Origin of the sequence: Streptomyces sp. NPDC051020, from assembly GCF_040683105.1 — a bacterium.
In the GTDB taxonomy this organism is placed as follows: Bacteria; Actinomycetota; Actinomycetes; order Streptomycetales; family Streptomycetaceae; genus Streptomyces.
The window spans coordinates 1-17,330 of sequence record NZ_JBFBCG010000051.1 but is presented as its reverse complement, the minus strand read 5'-3'; the positions used below and the strand labels follow the sequence as shown (position 1 = coordinate 17,330).

Below are 17,330 nucleotides of genomic sequence, written 5' to 3'. Positions count from 1 at the left end.
CGAGCAAAGTATCGATGGGATAGCCGGATCCGAATCCGGACATGCCGCAGCGCCCGACGACACACCGTGAATACGGCTGGTCAGCGGGCACCGCGGCACATTTATTTACGACCGGTGCGATCCGGGTCAGGACGCGAGGACCTCGTCGAGCAGAGCCTCGGCCTTGTCTTCGTTCGTGTTCTCCGCGAGAGCGAGCTCACTCACCAGGATCTGGCGAGCCTTGGCGAGCATGCGCTTCTCACCTGCGGAGAGTCCGCGCTCACGCTCACGACGCCACAGGTCGCGAACGACTTCGGCGACCTTGATGACATCGCCGGAGGCGAGCTTCTCCAGATTTGCCTTGTAGCGCCGGGACCAGTTCGTCGGCTCTTCGGCGTACGGTGCGCGCAGCACCTCGAAGACCCGGTCCAGGCCCTCCTGCCCGACTACGTCGCGCACGCCCACGAACTCCGCATTGTCCGCCGGGACACGAACCGTCAAGTCACCCTGGGCGACCTTGAGCACCAAGTAGGTCTTGTCCACGCCTTTGATCTGGCGAGTTTCGATAGCCTCGATCAGCGCGGCCCCGTGATGGGGATAGACCACGGTGTCGCCAACCTTGAACGTCATGTGACAGGTACCCCTTCCGTGGCTATCAAGAGTAACACGAGAACAGCTTCTCCTGAATGGCGTTTTCGCAGGTCAGGGCATATCTCGGGGCTTGACAACAGCAACACGGACGTGCTGCGGAAGGCTTCGGGAAGGTGGTATTCGCAGGTCGGAGCGGCTGTACGGGTAGGGCGAAACACCCGCGTCACACACGCCCGAACCCCCTCCGAAGTGACCGAACGTCCCGGTTTGCCGGATTCCAGATGGTGAACTTTCCGTACTCCGTTCGGAGATCGATCACCCGCACGGACGTAAGTACCGATGACCAATGGAATTGATCAACGGCAGGGGTTGCGGAGATTATGCGCAAGGAATGCGTCACGGTCCGAGGAATTGATCAAGCCTGTTATGTGAACAGCACACGAATCGCGGGGGCGGGGCGGCATGCCGGTGGCTCAGGGGCCCGACTGCGGACACGGCTCGTGATGCCCGGGAGCGGTAGGGGCGGGTCGGGTGCGGGGCGGGGACGACGGCTCGGTAACCTAAGCCCGCTGACACACCCTTAGGGCGGCTTTACGTCGCTCGCCCCTCCAGTCCGTGAAGTCCGTACGTTCAAGGAGTTGCCGCAGCCGTGAGCCGCAGCCTTCGACGCGGCGCCCTTGCCGCCACTGCCATCGTGATCTCGATCGGTGCACTTTCCGCGTGTGGTGCCGGCAATGACGCGCAGACGCTCGAAATCAAGCCGGACAGCGCTGCCACCAGCATCGGTGACATCCGGATCCAGAACGCGAACGTCATCACCCAGCCCGAGCGCAACGCCGCGGGTCCGGCCGTCGTCACCGCGACGCTGTTCAACAACGGTGTCGCACGGCAGACGCTGGACGCGATCACCCTGCCCGGCACCGGCGCGACGGTGCAGCTGCACGCCGCCAAGGGTGCGGGACCGATCGTCGTCCCGGCCGGGGGCAAGGTCGTCCTCGGCGGCAAGGGCAATGCCGCCGGCGTGATCGAGAACGGCCGCGAGGCCGCGCGGAACGGCAACGTGCAGTCGGTCGTCTTCAAGTTCAGCAAGACCGGCGACGTCCCGCTCGGCGTGTTCGTCGTCCCGGCCACCAGCTACTTCACGGGCTTCGGCCCGAGCTCGCTGCCTTCGTTGCCGTCCGAGACGCCGGCGACGACGCCGTCCGGGTCCGCGACGCCGGGCGCGCCGTCGGGCAGCCCGTCCGAGTCGGCGAGCGGCGCGGCGGGCCCGACGGACGCGGCGTCGGCCTCGCAGTCGGCCGGCTGACGTCCGCGGATACGCACGACGGAGGCGCCTCCCGAGCGGGAGGCGCCTCCGTCGTATGTGCTCCGCCCGGCCGCCTGCCGTACGGGCCCGGGTCTACGGCTCGAACTTGTAGCCCAGGCCGCGCACCGTCACCAGGAAGCGCGGCGCCCCCGGGTCGGGCTCGATCTTGGCGCGCAGGCGCTTGACGTGGACGTCGAGGGTCTTGGTGTCGCCCACGTAGTCCGCGCCCCAGACGCGGTCGATCAGCTGCATCCGGGTCAGCACCCGGCCCGCGTTCCGCAGCAGCATCTCCAGCAGGTCGAACTCCTTGAGCGGGAGGTCGACCTTGCCGCCGGAGACCGTGACGACGTGGCGGTCCACGTCCATCCGGACCGGGCCCGCCTCCAGGGCGGCCGGGGTGACCTCCTCCGGCTCCCCGCGACGCCGCAGCACCGCGCGGATGCGGGCGACGAGCTCTCGCGAGGAGAACGGCTTGGTCACGTAGTCGTCGGCTCCTATTTCCAGGCCGACGACCTTGTCGATCTCGCTGTCCTTGGCCGTGACCATGATCACGGGGACGTTGGACCTGCCGCGCAGCTGGCGGCAGACCTCGGTGCCGGGCAGGCCCGGCAGCATCAGGTCGAGGAGGACGAGGTCGGCGCCGTTGCGCTCGAACTCGTCGAGCCCGTCGGGGCCCGTGGCCGCGATCGCGACCTCGAAGCCTTCCTTGCGGAGCATGTAGGACAGAGCGTCGCTGAAGGATTCCTCATCCTCGACGACAAGCACTCGGGTCACGGAAGGACCTCCGGGGCAGGAATTGGTTCGAGAGTGTCGGGGTCGGCGGTCCGGTAGGTCCCGTCGTCACCGTTGACGATGAGCGGTCCGCCCGATGTGCGGTCTCGGTCTCGTACGGAGCCCGCTTCGGGCAGCCGCAGGGTAAAGGTGGAGCCCTGTCCCTCCGAGCTCCAGACCGTGACCTCCCCGCCGTGCGAGGCGGCCACATGTTTGACGATGGCGAGGCCGAGACCGGTGCCACCAGTGGCCCGTGAGCGGGCCGGATCGACGCGGTAGAAGCGTTCGAAGACCCGCTCGCGGTCCTTCTCCGAGATGCCGATGCCCTGGTCGGTCACGGCAATCTCGATCTGGTCCCCGCCCGGTACGACCAGGCGCCTCGCGGCGATGCCGACGCGGGTGCGGGCGGGGCTGTAGTTGACGGCGTTCTCCACGAGATTGCCGAGCGCCGCGGCGAGCTGGCCGCGGTTGCCCCAGATCCGGAGCGCCGCGGTGCCGCCGGCGGCCATGGTGATCTGTTTCGCGCCGGCCTGCTGCCGGCAGCGGTCGATGGCCTCGGCGACCAGTTCGTCGACCCGGACCGGCTCGGCGTCCTCCAGCGGGTCGTCGTTCTGAACCCGGGAGAGGTCGATGATTTCCTGCACGAGGTTGGTCAGCCGGGTCGCCTCGACCTGCATCCGGCCCGCGAACCGCTCGACCGCCTCCGGATCGTCGGACGCGTCCATGACGGCTTCGGAGAGCAGCGAGAGCGCTCCCACCGGGGTCTTGAGCTCGTGGCTGACGTTGGCGACGAAGTCGCGTCGTACCGCTTCGATACGGCGGGCCTCGGTGAGGTCCTCGACCAGCAGGAGCACCAGCCGGGAGCCCAGCGGGGCGACCCGTGCCGAGACTGCGAGAGCCTCGCCCCGGCCCGTGCCGCGCCGGGGGAGGTCCAGCTCGACCTGCCGTATCTCACCGTCCCGGCGGGTGTCCCTGGCCATGTGCAGCATGGGTTCGACGGCCAGCCGGCCGCCCCTGACCAGTCCCAGCGCGTACGCGGCGGAGCTGGCCTTGACGACACTGTCGCTCTCGTCGAGCACGACCGCGGAGGAGGAGAGCACGGAGAGCACCGTGTCGACCCCGGGGGGCAGTGCGCCGTTGCTGTCGGGCCGCAGGGACGTGCGCGTGGGTCTCTTCAGGTCGCGCTCGCTCCAGCGGAACGCCAGCATGGCGATCACGCCGGTACACAACCCGGCGATCGCTGCAGCTGCGGCGACCGCCGCGTTCACGTCCATGCGTCCAGGTTAAGCGGGTGCGGCAGCGCTCTCCCAGCCGTCCGAGGGTGTACTCGAACACTCGTCGCCCAGAGTTCACCGAGGGGCAAGGGCTGGTTCATTTGGTCGGCCGGATCCGGACGCGTACACCCCACAGGGTGAGAGCGTGGGGTCCAGATCTGGCCCCGGCCATAGTGAGGACTGGAGAGGGACTTCCATGCGCGACGCTTACCACGAGGAACTCGACTCGATCGGAGAGGGCCTGGTCGAGATGGCCCGGCTGGTCGGATCGGCGATCGGCCGGGCGACGACGTCCATGCTCGACGCCGACCTCAAGCTCGCGGAGAGCGTGATCGCCGCGGACCAGAAGGTCGACGACCTCCAGCACGACCTGGAGGCGCGAGCGATCGCCCTCCTCGCGCGCCAGCAGCCCGTGGCGACCGATCTGCGGATCGTGGTCACCTCGCTGCGGATGAGTGCCGACCTGGAGCGTTCGGGCGACCTGGCCCAGCATGTGGCGAAGCTGGCCCGGCTGCGCTTCCCGCAGTCGGCGGTACCGAACGACCTGCACGCCACCATTCTGGAGATGGGGCAGCTGGCGCAGCGCCTGATGGCCAAGGCCGCTGAGGTGATCATCACGAAGGACGTCGACCTGGCGCTCCAGTTGGAGCAGGACGACGACGAGATGGACCTGCTGCACCGCACGCTGTTCCAGCACCTGATGGACGACCGCTGGAAGCACGGCATAGAGACCGCCGTCGACGTGACACTGCTCGGCCGGTACTACGAGCGCTTCGCCGACCACGCGGTGTCGGTCGCCAAGCGGGTCGTCTATCTGGTGACGGGTGAGCACGCGGACGACATCCAGAATGCGGCGTCGGTAGAGGGCGCGTAACACGTAGGGGGACGGCGCGTTTTGCGCGGGTGTGCCTTGGATGCGCCGTCTGTGCGCCGTTGATGGGGCAGCCGGAGTGGGCATGAATGAGGTGGGGCGGCAGGCGGTACGCCTGGTGGCACGCCCCGGTCGTGCGTCGCTGTCGGTCGTACGGCCCTGTCGTACGCCTGGATGTACGTCCTTGAGGAGGAACGATGGCCGACTCCCCCACGACCGACCCGCAGCAGGAGACACCCGCTGAAGTGGTCCATCTGACGGTGCTCGGTGCCTGTGGCTGCGGATCGGGCTGCGGGTGCGGCTGCCAGTCGGGCGCGCCGTGCCAGTGCGGCGGCTGCTGCGGCTGACGGGACACCACCGGACCGGCGCCCCGTGCGGGGCGCCGGTCCGGTGCGTTTCGGGCAGTGCCGTTTCAGGCGATGACGGGCTCCGGGGCGCGGCGGGTACGGGCCACCGCGTGGCCGTCGGCACCGATCAGCAGCAGTGCCACTGCCGTGCCCAGGGTGGAGATGTCGCAGGTGCGGTCGTACAGCCGCCCGTCGCGGACCTCGGCACGGAACGGGTCGCCGGTCCGCTCGCTCCTCGGCTCCGCGGACACGACGTCGATGTGGCCGTTGAGGAGGAGCGAGCGGCCGACTCCGGTCATCCACGCAGCCCACTTCGCCGACTGACCGCCGTGTTCAGCGCGGGGTGACCAGTCCGGCCCGATAGGCGGTGATGACGAGTTGGACGCGGTCGCGTGCGTCGAGCTTGGTCAGCAGGTTCCCGACGTGCGTCTTGGTGGTACCGGGGGTGATGTGCAGCCGGGTCGCGATCTCCGTGTTGGTGAGGCCCTGGCCGATCAGGGTGAGCACTTCGCGCTCGCGTGGGCTGACGCCTCGTAGGTTCTCCTCCCGGCCGGGAGGCGCTGTTGGGGGTGCTGTCGTGCCCGTTGAGGCGGGCCGGCCGGCGAACTCCTCGATGAGTCGGCGGGTGACCTGAGGTGCGAGCAGTGCCTCGCCGGAAGCGACGACCCGGATCGCGGTGAGGAGTTCGTCGGCGGGGGCGTCCTTGAGGAGGAAGCCGCTGGCGCCGCCGCGCAGGGCAGCGAAGATGTACTCGTCCATGCCGAAGGTCGTGAGCATCAGCACCCGCACGCCAGGGGCGGCGGCCGTGCGGCCGGCTTTGCCGGTGATGAGGCGGGTGGCCTCCAGCCCGTCCATGTCGGGCATGCGGATGTCCATCAGGACGACGTCGGGCCGCTCCCGCCGGGCGACTTCGACTGCGGCCAGGCCGGTGCCTGCCTCACCGACCACGGTGAAGCCCGGTGCGGCGGAGACGATGCCCTTGAAGCCCGTGCGGACGAGGGTCTGGTCGTCGGCGACCACGACACGGACGACCATCACGCGTTCCCTTCGGCTCCGGCCATGGGCAGCCGTGCGGCCACCCTGAATCCCCGCCCGGGCAGCGGCCCGGCGCTGAACTCCCCGCCGTACAGGCCCACCCGCTCACGCATCCCGGCCAGGCCCTGCCCGTCCCGGCTCGGGGCAGCCGCGCCCGCGCCGCCATCGACGACCTCCACCGTGAGTTCGCTCACCTGGTATCCGACGGTGACCCGGCATTCCCCGGTGCCGGCATGCTTCACGACATTGGTCAGCGCCTCCTGGACGATCCGGTAGGCGGACAGTTCGATCCCGGGGGACAGCTCACGCCGTCGGCCGTGGACCCGCAGGTCGGCCTTGACGCCTGCCTCGGCCGTGCGGGTGATCAGCCGGCCCAGCTCGCCGAGCCCGGGGGCGGGCAGCACCGGCAGGCAGTCGTCGGTGCCGCCCTCGCGGAGTACGGAGAGCAGCCCGCTCAGTTCCCGCAGGGTGTCCCTGCCGACCGCCTGGATCGTGGTCAGCGCCGCCTTGGCCTCCTGCGGGTGTTCGTCGATCACGAAGTGGCCGTATCCGGCCTGCACGGTCACCACACTCATGCTGTGCGCGATCACGTCGTGCAGCTCCCGGGCCAGCCGCAGCCGCTCCCGGGTCCGCTCCGTCAGCGCGTCGCGGGCCTGATACGCACGCAGCTCGGCCGCGTAGGCGCGGTGCCGTCCCACGGCGTATCCGACCGCCCAGAAGGTGGTCTGGGCGGCCAGCGCGACGGGGATGTTGTGCCGCAGCTCGCCGGATCCGAACCGGGCGGCGGCCACGCCCGCCAGACCCGCGCCCAGTGCCAGCAGAGCGGTCCGGCGATTGCGGGTGGCCGCGACGAGGTAGAGCAGCAGTGCGGAGGCCGCCACGATCTGGGTGCCGACCACGCGGGCCATGGATGTCTGGCCGAGGACGGCGACGACCGCGGTCCAGGACGCGAACACGGCGGCGCAGACGGACAGCGGGAAGCGGCGGCGCAGCGCCACGGACAACCCCACGACCACCGTGGCGGCCAGCGCGACGACGAACATGGCCGCACTGGGCCGGGGATACCCCCGGTGGTGTGGGTCGAAGACGCGGTAGGTGTCCAGCGTGCCCCGCCATGCGACGTACGCCAGCAGCGCTCCGGCGAGGGCGTCCAGGACGGTCCAGTGGCCGGGGCTCAGCCTCTTCGTCAGGGGCGGATGCGGCGCGGTGGGCATCGCCCCAGCGTAGCGACGGCCTGCTCGCGCGCCCTCCGCCCGCGGGCATACGTCCCTGGTCGTAGACCGGCCCGGCGGAGGCGGTGGATCTCCGACCGTGGCCAGAGGCCCGGCGGCGGCCGGAACGGCACGGTGGGGAGCGGCACGCAAACAGCTGCCAGTCACCGCTCGCGGAGCGAAGGAGTGTTCATGATCGAGGCCGAAGGGTTGGTCAAGCGCTACGGGTCCACCACTGCCGTGGAGGACCTCACCTTCGAGGCCGGTCCGGGACGGGTGACCGGCTTCCTCGGCCCGAACGGGGCGGGGAAGTCCACCACGATGCGGATGATCCTGGGCCTGGACGCGCCCACCGCCGGGCTGGCCCTGGTGGGCGGCCGCCCCTACCGTTCGCTGGCCCGGCCACTACGTGAGGTCGGCGCGCTGCTCGACCCGCACGCCGTGCACCGGGGGCGCAGCGCCCGCGCCCATCTGGCGAGTATCGCGGCGAGCAACGACATCCCCGCCCGGCGGGTCGACGAGGTCCTCGAAATGACCGGGCTGGCCGAGGTGGACCGCCGCCGGGTGGGCGGGTTCTCACTGGGCATGAAGCAGCGTCTGGGCATCGCCGTGGCACTGCTCGGCAACCCGCCGGCGCTGATGCTCGACGAGCCGGTCAACGGCCTGGACCCGGAGGGCGTCCTGTGGATCCGCACCCTCATGAGATCGCTCGCCGCCGAAGGGCGCACGGTGTTCGTCTCCAGCCACCTGATGAGCGAGATGGCACTCACCGCCGACCACCTCGTCATCGTCGGCGGGGGCAGGCTGATCACCGACATCAGCACCGAAGAGTTCATCCGCGGCAGCGCGCGCGGCGCGGTCCTGGTGCGCACGGCCGACAGCGCCACGCTGACCAGGCTGCTCACCGCCCACGGCGCCCAGGTCACCCCGGAACCGGACGGCGTCCTGGCCGTGGCCGGACTTCAGCCCCAGGACATCGGCGACCTGGCGGCCGCCAACCGCCTGACGATCCACGAACTGTCCACCCGGCAGGCCTCGCTGGAGGAAGCCTTCATGGACATCACCGCCGCCAGCGTGCAGTACCGGGCCGGCGCCACCGCCGGCACCTCCCGCCGAAAGGACCAGCACCAGTGACACCCCCCGGCCCAGGCCTGCTCACCTCCGAGTGGATCAAGCTCCGCAGCGTCCGCTCCACCTACCTCACTCTGCTCGTCGCGATGGCTGCGGCGACGGTCGTCGGCATCCTCGACTACCACTCCCTGGACGGTAGTTGGGACACCATGACCGCCCCGGAACGGGCCCGCATCGACCCGGTCCGCTACGGCTTCAGCGGCGGGTTCTACTTCGCCATCCTCGCCCTCGGCACGCTCGGTGTCCTGGCGACCGGCTCGGAGTACAGCAGCGGTCTGATCCGCACCACCTTCACCGCGACCCCGCACCGTGGCGCCGTCCTGACCGCGAAAGCCGTCATCACCGGCGCGCTCACCCTGGCGGTGGGGGAACTGCTCGCCTTCACCACCTATCTCCTCGGCCGCAGCGCGCTGTCCGGCAGGCACCTCGCGATGGGGCTCGCCGACCCCGGCGTGTTCCGGGCGGTGGCATCCACTGGTCTGTTCCTCAGTGTCATGGCACTGCTGGGGCTGGCCCTCGGGGCGATCCTGCGCAGCCAGGCAGGCGCGATCGCCACCCTGTTCGGCCTGTTCTTCGTCCTTCCCATGCTCGCCTCCACGCTCGACAACTGGAGCACGACGCCTGGCACATGGACGCTGCAGTCGGCCTTCGAAGCGCTCAGCGGCACGGTGGCGCGCCCGGGCACGGACACCCCCTCCCCGGGCCTCGCCTTCGCCGTCTGCGGGGTGTACCTCGCGGCCCTCGGGGGCCTGGCGGCGATCCTGGTCAAGCGCCGAGACGCCTGACAGGTGTCTTTGCCGGTCCTGCCCATGGACGCGGGCAAGCACCGCACGGCGGGCTGCCGGCGGAGGTCGGGGGCCGCCGGCCGTGCGGGCTCCCCGTACCCGGGCCGGGCTCCCCGTACCCGGGCCGGGCTCCCGTGATTCAAGCCCTCCGCGCAGCTCGCCCCATCCCTGTCAGACCGCTCGCTCCACCGCACCCTGCGGGGCACCGGAGGCCGCGTCCGGCTCGGCCTCCGCAGCCGTCACCGCCACCACCCCGGTCGCCTTCTCCTCCGCCGGAAGCCCGCGCATGAGCAGCCAGTACCCGAGCGCCGCGACCGTCCCCAGCACCCCGCACGTCCCCCACAGCCACGTCGCACCGTAGTGGTCGATCACCAGACCGGACATCAGCGGTGCGACCAGCGCGGCCGCCGACCACGACAGCGTGTACATGCCCTGGTAGCGGCCCCGGCCGTGGGCCGGGGAGAGGCGGACGACCAGGCTGCTCTGGACCGGTGCGTTGATGATCTCGCCGACCGTCCAGACACAGATCGTCAGCGCGTACACGGCGACCGACCCGGCGAACGCGGTCAGCCCGAATCCGTATCCCGCCAGCAACGACGACACGACCAACAGGCGGCGCGGGTCGCGCTGCTGGATGAAGCGGGTGGCGGGGATCTGGAGCGCCACGATCAGCACACCGTTGACGGCGACCGCGGTGCCGAAGTCGGAGCTGGAGAGCCCGTCCGTACCCATCGCCACCGGCAGCCCCACGTACCCCTGCTGGAAGATCAGCGCGACCACGAACGACAGTCCGACGACGCTCATGAAGCGGCCGTCGCGCAGCACGGTGGAGAGCCGGACCTCGGACTCGTCCGCCGCGCCCTTCGTGATTCTCGGTGTCCGCTCCGGCCGGGACTCCGGCACCTTCAGGAAGACGACGAGCGCGCAGAACAGCGTCATCGCGGCCTCGGCCATGAACCCGGCCCGATAGCTGTACTCGGCGATGAACCCCGCGCCCGCGGACGACACCGCGAAGCCCAGGTTGATCGCCCAGTAGTTCAACGAGAACGCCCGCACCCGGTCCTCGGGCCGGACGATGTCGGCCATCATCGCCTGCACGGCGGGCCGGGACGCGTTGCTCGTCATGCCGACGAGGAACGCGACCGCGGCGATCGCGACCGGATGGACCATGAACCCGAGCAACGCGACCGACGCGGCGGTCGAACTCTGCGCGATCAGCATCGTGGGCCGCCGCCCGAGCCGGTCCGTCATCACCCCCGCGCCGAGCGAGGAGACGACCCCGCCGAGCCCGTGCAGCGCGACGACCAGCCCCGCGTACGAGGCGGAGTAGCCCCGGTCCAGGGTCAGGTAGAGGGCCATGAAGGTGGCGACGAACGCCCCGAGGCGGTTGACCAGAGTGCTGGTCCACAGCCACCAGAACTCCCTGGGGAGACCGGACACGGATTCGCGTGCGGCCCGTCTGAGACCGGCGACAGACATAACGGTTCCCCCCCGGGGACGTACGGAACGGGTTCGAGCTGTAACGACCTCACCCACGATTGGCAGCGGCGTCGCGACGCCTGGGACCTCCGCCTCCGGCGTTGTCGTCAGTCCCCGACGCTCCGCGTCGACTCCCTCCTCCGCCTTGGATTCGAAGGCCCCAGACGCCGCTCCTTCTCCCACTGCCAATCGTGGGCGAGGTCGTAAGTGGCCCGATGGCTATGAGCACATTACGAAGCTCTGCTTCCGGACCGCCACTCGTTTGACGGCTGCCGTCAATCGAAGCCGCCCCACCCGCCACTCCCCCCCATTTGTCCGCCCTGTGACCGGCTGCGCGGTGCCCGCACGGGTTCGATTACGCTCGGACTCATGGCCGACGCACCGTACAAGCTGATCCTCCTCCGCCACGGCGAGAGCGAATGGAACGCGAAGAACCTGTTCACCGGTTGGGTGGACGTCAACCTCACCGAGAAGGGCGAGAAGGAGGCAGTCCGCGGCGGTGAGCTGCTCAAGGACGCCGGCCTGCTCCCCGATGTCCTGCACACCTCCCTCCAGAAGCGCGCCATCCGCACCGCGCAGCTGGCCCTGGAGGCCGCCGACCGCCACTGGATCCCGGTCCACCGCTCCTGGCGCCTGAACGAGCGCCACTACGGTGCGCTCCAGGGCAAGGACAAGGCGCAGACCCTCGCCGAGTTCGGCGAGGAGCAGTTCATGCTGTGGCGCCGCTCGTACGACACCCCGCCGCCGGCCCTCGAGGACGGCACTGAGTTCTCGCAGAGCGACGACCCGCGCTACGCGTCGATCCCGAGCGAGCTGCGTCCGCGCACCGAGTGCCTCAAGGACGTCGTCCAGCGCATGCTGCCGTACTGGTACGACTCGGTCGTCCCGGACCTGCTGGACGGCCACACCGTCCTGATCGCCGCCCACGGCAACAGCCTGCGCGCGCTGGTCAAGCACCTCGACCGCATCTCCGACGCCGACATCACGGGCCTGAACATCCCGACCGGCATCCCGCTCGCCTACGAGCTGGACGCCGACTTCCGCCCGCTGAAGCCGGGCGGCACGTACCTCGACCCGGACGCGGCGAAGGCCGCCATCGAGGCCGTGAAGAACCAGGGCAAGAAGAAGTAGTACGCCGAAAGCAAGCCCCCTGCCTGCGGTTTCTCCGCGGGCAGGGGGCTTGTTGCTGCCCTGGGACCGTCGCTGGGCCGTCAGGTGCTTCATCGGGCCGTCTCGAAGACGGCGCCGGACGCGGGTGTACACCAGCGTCTCTGCCCGGCCGTCGCACCCGCCCCCACCGAGCACGCAACCAACTACCTCCGGGCGCCGACCAGCAGCCCATCACCGTGCACGACCTCGAAGTCCGCAGACTCCTGCGCACCCGCATCCTCGGCGGCGCCATTAACGAGTACCGCTATGCGGCTTGACCTGCAGCGACGACTTTCCGAGCCCCACAGGTTGCTAGGAGAGGGCCTTGTACCCGCCCCAGCCGGTGGCGATCTGGGTACGGGACCCGAACGACCCCTTCCCGTCACCGTAGTTGCGGTACAGCTTGCCCGCGCTGTCCCGGACGACGATGTCCGCCTTGCCGTCACGGTTGAGGTCGCCGACACCGACGACGGCGTTGTACGTGCCGCCCCAGTTGCTGAACACCTTGGCGCGGGCGCCGAACGTGCCCTTGCCGGTGCCGTTGTAGCGGTACAGGGTGTTCGAGGTGTCCTGGACGACCAGGTCGCCGATGCCGTCACCGTTGAGGTCACCGGTGCCGACGATCTTCTTGTAGCCCTTCCAGCTGTCGTACAGCTTCACGCGCGCGGACAGCTTGCCCGTGCTGGTGCCCTTGTACAGGTACACCGCGCCGGTCGAGGCGTTGCGCGCGATCAGGTCGGGCCGGCCGTCACCGCTGATGTCACCCGGAGAGGTCAGCACGTCGTACTGGGTCCAGCCGCTGGTCGCCAGCGTGGTGTACGACGTCGTCGGCTTGAGCGCCGCGCCGCAGCCCGGCTTGTACAGGCGCAGGGCCCCGCTGCTGTAGCGCACCAGGACGTCGTTGCACCGGTCCCCGCTCAGGTCGCCGAACGGGACCGCCTTGACGCTGGTCGCCCAGCCGCTGCCGCTGACCTTGCTCGAGAACGTCCCCGTGCCCGTGCCCCTCTGGAAGGTCAGGGCGCCCGAGGAGTTGAGGGTCAGCAGGTCGCCAGTGCCGTCCGGGCCGTCGGGGCTGCCGAAGTCGTGCCGTACCGGTGCCCCGTTGTTGAGGAAGCCGCTGCCGGTTGCCACGGTGGTGGCGGTGGACGTGTTCAGGCCCGTCGCCTTCAGGGTCCAGGTGAACCGGCCGTTGGGGAAGCGGGCCCCGCTCGCGGTCTTGCCGTTCCAGCCCGCCGAGACCCGGGCGGCGCTCGCACCGCCGGTGACCGAGCGGCTCGCCTTTCCGGTCTCGCCGCTCTCCACCGAGGTGAAGGTGAGCGACCAGGAGCCGACAGGGCGGGACAGCAGCCACGAACCCGTCCAGGAGTCGGCGGTGGAAGGCGCGGCGTAGCTGTCGGCGCTCGAGTCGAACGCGGTCAGGGCGGACGGGGTCACGCCGGTGGTGGCGACGTGCGTCTGCTCGAACGCGTCGAACCAGGCGACCAGGCCCGTGTACTCGTCGACCGTCCAGCGGTAGCGGCGGTCGGCGGCCAGGCCGGTGTCCGGGACCTTCGCGGCGACCACGCGGGTGGCGCCGGTGGCCGCGTCGGTGAGGACCAGCTCGTCGGCGGCGTGGTCGTGGCGGACGGTGAAGCCGTCGCCGAGCAGCACGTCACCGGGGGCCACGGCGGCGGACGTGCCGGCCTTGGTGTCGTACACGCCCGCTGAGGCCGTGCCGCAGGCCCAGTACAGCCAGCGGCCCGCCGCCTGCAGCTCGGTCGGCACACAGCCGGCGCCGGGGACCGTGACCGTGGTGAGGGTCTTGTCCGTGGTGAGGCTGTAGGAGGTGACCTGGCCGGCGGTGGCGGTGGCGCTCCACAGGACGGGCCCGTTCAGGGCCGCGGCGCGGACCGAGCGCTTCAGCTTCTGGCCGTAGCCGAAGTGGCCCACGTACTGCATCGGGGCGGAGCCGCCCGAGTTGTAGACCGCGTAGTCGTCGGACACGTCGACGATCGCGCCCTTCTCGGTGCCGAACTCAAGGTCGGGAACGCCCGAGCCGTCGCCGACGCGGGCCACCCGGTCCGCGTCCGACAGACCCGATCCGCCCTCGTCGGCGTCGTAAAACGTCTCGAGGTAGGCGTCCCGGGGGGCGGTGACCTTGTTGCCCCACATCGCCGAGCAGGAGGTGCCCGGGTACGGGCACACGGCCGAGACCTTGTCGCCGGCCGTGGCGTCGGACGCGGTGAGCGTGGTGCTGCCGTTCGTCGTCAGCGTGCGCACGGACGTGGCGTCCATAGTGCTGCTGACGGCGGGGTCGCGCTCCGCCACGCGCAGGCTGCCCCGGCTGAGCGCGAGGCCCGTCTTGGGGTTCTCGTACGGCGGCACCTTGGCCACCTTCTCCAGCCGCGGGGTGCCGTCGGCGCCCTGGACGACGCGCTGCACCCACCAGTCGGTGGTGCTCGTGCCGCCGGTGACGAGGGCGGAGCCGTCGGGGGCGGCGACGGGGTCGCCGTACGAGCGGGTCAGCAGGGTCTTCGTGGTGCCGTCGGTCAGCGAGACGGCCGTGACGGGGCCGCGGTCCGCCACCAGGACGAGCCAGTTCCCCACGACCACAGGGGAGCCGGCCGTGCCGTTGCCCGCCACCGGGACCGTCTCCTCGGCGGCGAGGTCCGCGCGGGACCGGAGGTGCAGGCCCGCGGCCGGGGTGTACCAGCCGATCCGGTCACCGGAGAGGGAGAGTGAGAGTGACAGCCCGCTCCCGGCGCCGGAGAAGACCTGGGTGAGCTCCGCGGTGGCGAAGTCGAGGTAGTGGATGTCGAAGGTCGCGGCGCCGGTCGAGTCGGCGGCGCCCGGGTACGCGAGCAGCGCGCCCTTGGCGTCTCCGGTGCGCACGGAGGTGACGCCCGTCTTCCAGACCTTGTCGGCCGGGCCTCCGGTCACCACGCGGGTGCGCTGCTTGCCGTCGACGTAGTCCAGCAGTTCCAGCCCGGTGCCGGGCCGGGGCGAGCCGTCGACGCTGGTGTTCTGCTCGGCCGCCACGACAGTCCCGCCGTACGTGCCGACGTAGTCCAGCCGCGGCATGTCCAGCGTGCGCAGCGTGCCGCCGTCCGCTCCGCCGGGCGTCCACAGTGAGACGGGTTCGGTGTACGACCGGTGCGGGAGCGCGACGGTGTCGGCGCCCTGTCCGAACGTGCCCGAGGGGCAGGTGGCGCTGATGTCGTAGCAGCTGGTGGTGGTCGGCTGGTACGGCCGGCCCGCACCGGCGTTGCCGGGCGGGGTGGTGACGGTGGTGGTGACGCCGTCCTCGTAGTTCGTCCAGAGCAGCCCGGCTCCACCGGCCTGCCGGTGCAGGAAGCCGGTCTCGCCGGCCGCGAGCACGCGGTCCGAACGCGTCGTTTCCGTGCGCGGGTCCTGAAGGAGAATCTCCGTCGTTCCCGCTGTCTGTGCGGTGGCCGCGCGGGCCGGATCGCCGCCCCCCGAGACCACAGTGACGGCCGCGACGGCGACCGAGAGTGCGGAGACGGCGACGGTCAGACCGCCCCGTCCCAGGGCATGTCTGCCCACGTGAGAGTCCCTCCCAGCGAGGGCCCCTGCCCCGCCCAAGTGAGCGGACTTTACCAGCCTCTTGCCATTCTCTTACCAGGAGCCTGGGTGTTCACGTCGTCGGCCCCACGCACCCGGCGGCTGCCGGGCGGCCGTCACTCAGGAGACTCCTCGTCGGGCGACTCGCCCTCCTCCATCAGCCGCTCGGCGATGTCGTCCGAGTCTCGGCGGTGGCCGTGGCCAGAGACAGGGAGCGGAGTGCTCGGGGGCGAGCACGAACACGGATTGAGTCCGGGACGTCGATGGCCCCGCTACAAGTCAGGCGATGACGCAACCGTCGCGTTCTGCCAGTGGTGACCTCATGGGTCAGGGTGGGGATCTGTCGAGGCCGCCCGCTCGCGCGGCTGCTCCTCTTCGCGATGAGGGTCCGGGGCGACGCCACCGGGCCCCCTCTGGGCCCTCTCTGGGCCCTCCGAGGGCGACAAGCAACGGCCAACAACGACCAATCATGACAGCCAAACCGCAGGTCAGTTGCGGCATGCACCCTCCCGACCAGGGCCGGAAGACGGGCCCGCCAGACCCAGGGCAAGAAGAAGTACTACACCGAAAGCAAGCCCCCTGCCTGCGGTTTCCCCGCGTGTAGGGGGCTTGTTGCTGTGCTGGGGCCGTGTCTGGGCCACCTGTCCGGGGCGCCGTCCCGGTGAGGACGGCGCCCCTACTGGACATCCGCTGAGACTCGACCAGGCGTGGTGTGACGGTCACCTGTGGTCGAACCGGCGTTCTCCCGCATCAGGTCTCAGAAACGCTCTCAGTACGTAGCTATTGGACGTCCACGTAGTCGCCGGCCGCGTTGACCACCGAAGTCGTCGTCGTGCCCGCGAAGCTGTAGCGGAAGTAGCCGTCGGTGGAGGCGGTGACGGTCGTCTTGAGGTTGCCCGTCGAGTTGGACTTGATCGTCTTCACCGTGGTGTAGGTGGTGCTGCCCTTCTTGCGGAACTGCAGCTTCACCGACTGGTTCGTGTAGCCGTGGTACTTGTTGTCCTCCCAGCTGGCCCGGGAGAGCTTGCCTGTGACCGTGATGGTCTTGCCCTTCTTCACCGGCTCCGGCGAGGCGTTGACCGTCAGCGTCGAGTGGCGCTGCACCTTGAACGTGGTGGCCGCGTCCCGGTGAATGTAGTCGTAGTCATTGGCGGAGACCAGCGTGCCGAGGTTCCAGGTGGCCGCCGCGCTGTTGCCAACGAAGCCGGTCGACGCCTGCGGGTCGAACGTCAGCGTGCCCGTGCAGGTCGACGTGGTGGCGCTCGCCTTGACGCACGTGATCTCGTCGTCCCAGATCTGCGCGTAGTTCGGCTTCGGACCGAAGGCGCTGATGTACGTGGTCTCGGCGATGCCCGAATCATCCGAAGCGGTCACGGAGACCTTGGCAGACACCACCTTGGTGGTACCAACCACGACCGGTTTGCCACCGTTGACGACGACCTTGTCGATCGTGATGTTGCCCTTGCCGCCGTCTTCCGCCTGGGCGGCAGTGGCACCGATTGCGGTGGCGACCAGCGCGGCACTGGTGCCGAGCAGGGCAAGGCGCGTGGTTGTGCGCATGAATGTCCCCCATGGAGTCTTTGAATGACCACAGGGAGCGTACGACGTTGGCCAACGGTTCACCACGTTGTTGTTTCAACGCCTCCACCACACACGGATGCCTTCGCCTTCATCAGGATCCGCGAGTGTCAACGACGCTCATGCTCAAAACACCTAGTGCCGCGACCGGCAAGGTTTGCCCCGTCGCGGTACCGGGGCGTGTTTCGAAAGTAGCGTCGTCCGCCCGTAGGGCGGGCCAGGCGGGGGGTTGGGAACAGATAGGAAGAGGGTGGGGGTGGGG

14 protein-coding genes are annotated in these 17,330 nt (G+C 70.0%); 5 read left to right on the top strand and 9 right to left on the bottom strand.

Annotation, left to right across the window (positions count from 1 at the left end; genetic code table 11):
- Positions 1-126: 126 nt before the first annotated feature.
- Positions 127-609: a CarD family transcriptional regulator gene (locus AB0N06_RS25340; protein ID WP_006380568.1), complete on the bottom strand. Its 483-nt coding sequence runs from the start codon at positions 607-609 to the stop codon at positions 127-129.
- Between the two features lie 610 nt (positions 610-1,219).
- Between AB0N06_RS25340 and AB0N06_RS25335 the strand changes: the two genes are divergently transcribed.
- Positions 1,220-1,876: a DUF461 domain-containing protein gene (locus AB0N06_RS25335; protein WP_366136966.1), complete on the top strand. Its 657-nt coding sequence runs from the start codon at positions 1,220-1,222 to the stop codon at positions 1,874-1,876.
- A gap of 93 nt (positions 1,877-1,969) precedes the next feature.
- Here AB0N06_RS25335 and AB0N06_RS25330 read toward each other — a convergent pair whose 3' ends face one another.
- Positions 1,970-2,650, bottom strand: a complete 681-nt coding sequence (locus AB0N06_RS25330) for a response regulator transcription factor (RefSeq protein WP_366136965.1) — start codon at positions 2,648-2,650, stop codon at positions 1,970-1,972.
- Positions 2,647-3,921 carry an ATP-binding protein gene (locus AB0N06_RS25325; RefSeq protein WP_366136964.1) on the bottom strand — a complete coding sequence of 425 codons (1,275 nt, stop codon included), beginning with the start codon at positions 3,919-3,921 and terminating at the stop codon, positions 2,647-2,649. Before AB0N06_RS25325 ends, AB0N06_RS25330 begins: the two co-directional genes overlap by 4 nt.
- A gap of 196 nt (positions 3,922-4,117) precedes the next feature.
- Here AB0N06_RS25325 and phoU point away from each other — a divergent pair, with 196 nt between their 5' ends.
- Positions 4,118-4,795 (top strand): phosphate signaling complex protein PhoU, encoded by a 678-nt coding sequence (phoU, locus tag AB0N06_RS25320; RefSeq protein ID WP_358860341.1) that lies wholly within the window; start codon positions 4,118-4,120, stop codon positions 4,793-4,795.
- A gap of 409 nt (positions 4,796-5,204) precedes the next feature.
- Here phoU and AB0N06_RS25315 read toward each other — a convergent pair whose 3' ends face one another.
- The 3 genes from AB0N06_RS25315 to AB0N06_RS25305 are packed head-to-tail and all read right to left on the bottom strand — an operon-like array spanning position 5,205 to position 7,388.
- Positions 5,205-5,438, bottom strand: a complete 234-nt coding sequence (locus tag AB0N06_RS25315) for a hypothetical protein (protein WP_366136963.1) — start codon at positions 5,436-5,438, stop codon at positions 5,205-5,207.
- Positions 5,439-5,472: 34 nt separating this feature from the next.
- The gene (locus AB0N06_RS25310) at positions 5,473-6,174 is read right to left on the bottom strand and encodes a response regulator transcription factor (RefSeq protein ID WP_366136962.1); all 702 of its coding nucleotides are present in this window, start codon (positions 6,172-6,174) and stop codon (positions 5,473-5,475) included.
- Positions 6,174-7,388 (bottom strand): histidine kinase, encoded by a 1,215-nt coding sequence (locus AB0N06_RS25305; RefSeq protein ID WP_366136961.1) that lies wholly within the window; start codon positions 7,386-7,388, stop codon positions 6,174-6,176. The genes AB0N06_RS25310 and AB0N06_RS25305 overlap by 1 nt, the downstream gene beginning before the upstream one ends.
- Before the next feature lie 189 nt (positions 7,389-7,577).
- On the opposite strand from AB0N06_RS25305, the gene AB0N06_RS25300 reads away from it, so the two are divergent.
- Both AB0N06_RS25300 and AB0N06_RS25295 read left to right on the top strand, forming a co-directional pair.
- Positions 7,578-8,519: an ATP-binding cassette domain-containing protein gene (locus AB0N06_RS25300; protein WP_366136960.1), complete on the top strand. Its 942-nt coding sequence runs from the start codon at positions 7,578-7,580 to the stop codon at positions 8,517-8,519.
- The gene (locus AB0N06_RS25295; RefSeq protein WP_366136959.1) at positions 8,516-9,301 is read left to right on the top strand and encodes an ABC transporter permease; all 786 of its coding nucleotides are present in this window, start codon (positions 8,516-8,518) and stop codon (positions 9,299-9,301) included. The genes AB0N06_RS25300 and AB0N06_RS25295 overlap by 4 nt, the downstream gene beginning before the upstream one ends.
- A 171-nt stretch (positions 9,302-9,472) precedes the next feature.
- On the opposite strand, the gene AB0N06_RS25290 is transcribed toward AB0N06_RS25295, so the two are convergent.
- Positions 9,473-10,780 carry an MFS transporter gene (locus AB0N06_RS25290; RefSeq protein WP_366136958.1) on the bottom strand — a complete coding sequence of 436 codons (1,308 nt, stop codon included), beginning with the start codon at positions 10,778-10,780 and terminating at the stop codon, positions 9,473-9,475.
- Positions 10,781-11,149: 369 nt separating this feature from the next.
- Between AB0N06_RS25290 and AB0N06_RS25285 the strand changes: the two genes are divergently transcribed.
- Positions 11,150-11,911, top strand: a complete 762-nt coding sequence (locus tag AB0N06_RS25285) for a phosphoglyceromutase (RefSeq protein ID WP_366136957.1) — start codon at positions 11,150-11,152, stop codon at positions 11,909-11,911.
- Between the two features lie 330 nt (positions 11,912-12,241).
- Here AB0N06_RS25285 and AB0N06_RS25280 read toward each other — a convergent pair whose 3' ends face one another.
- Positions 12,242-15,472: a VCBS repeat-containing protein gene (locus tag AB0N06_RS25280; RefSeq protein WP_366136956.1), complete on the bottom strand. Its 3,231-nt coding sequence runs from the start codon at positions 15,470-15,472 to the stop codon at positions 12,242-12,244.
- Positions 15,473-16,270: 798 nt separating this feature from the next.
- On the bottom strand, positions 16,271-17,050 hold the full coding sequence (locus tag AB0N06_RS25275) for a calcium-binding protein (RefSeq protein WP_366136955.1): 780 nt from the start codon (positions 17,048-17,050) through the stop codon (positions 16,271-16,273).
- Positions 17,051-17,330 lie beyond the last annotated feature (280 nt).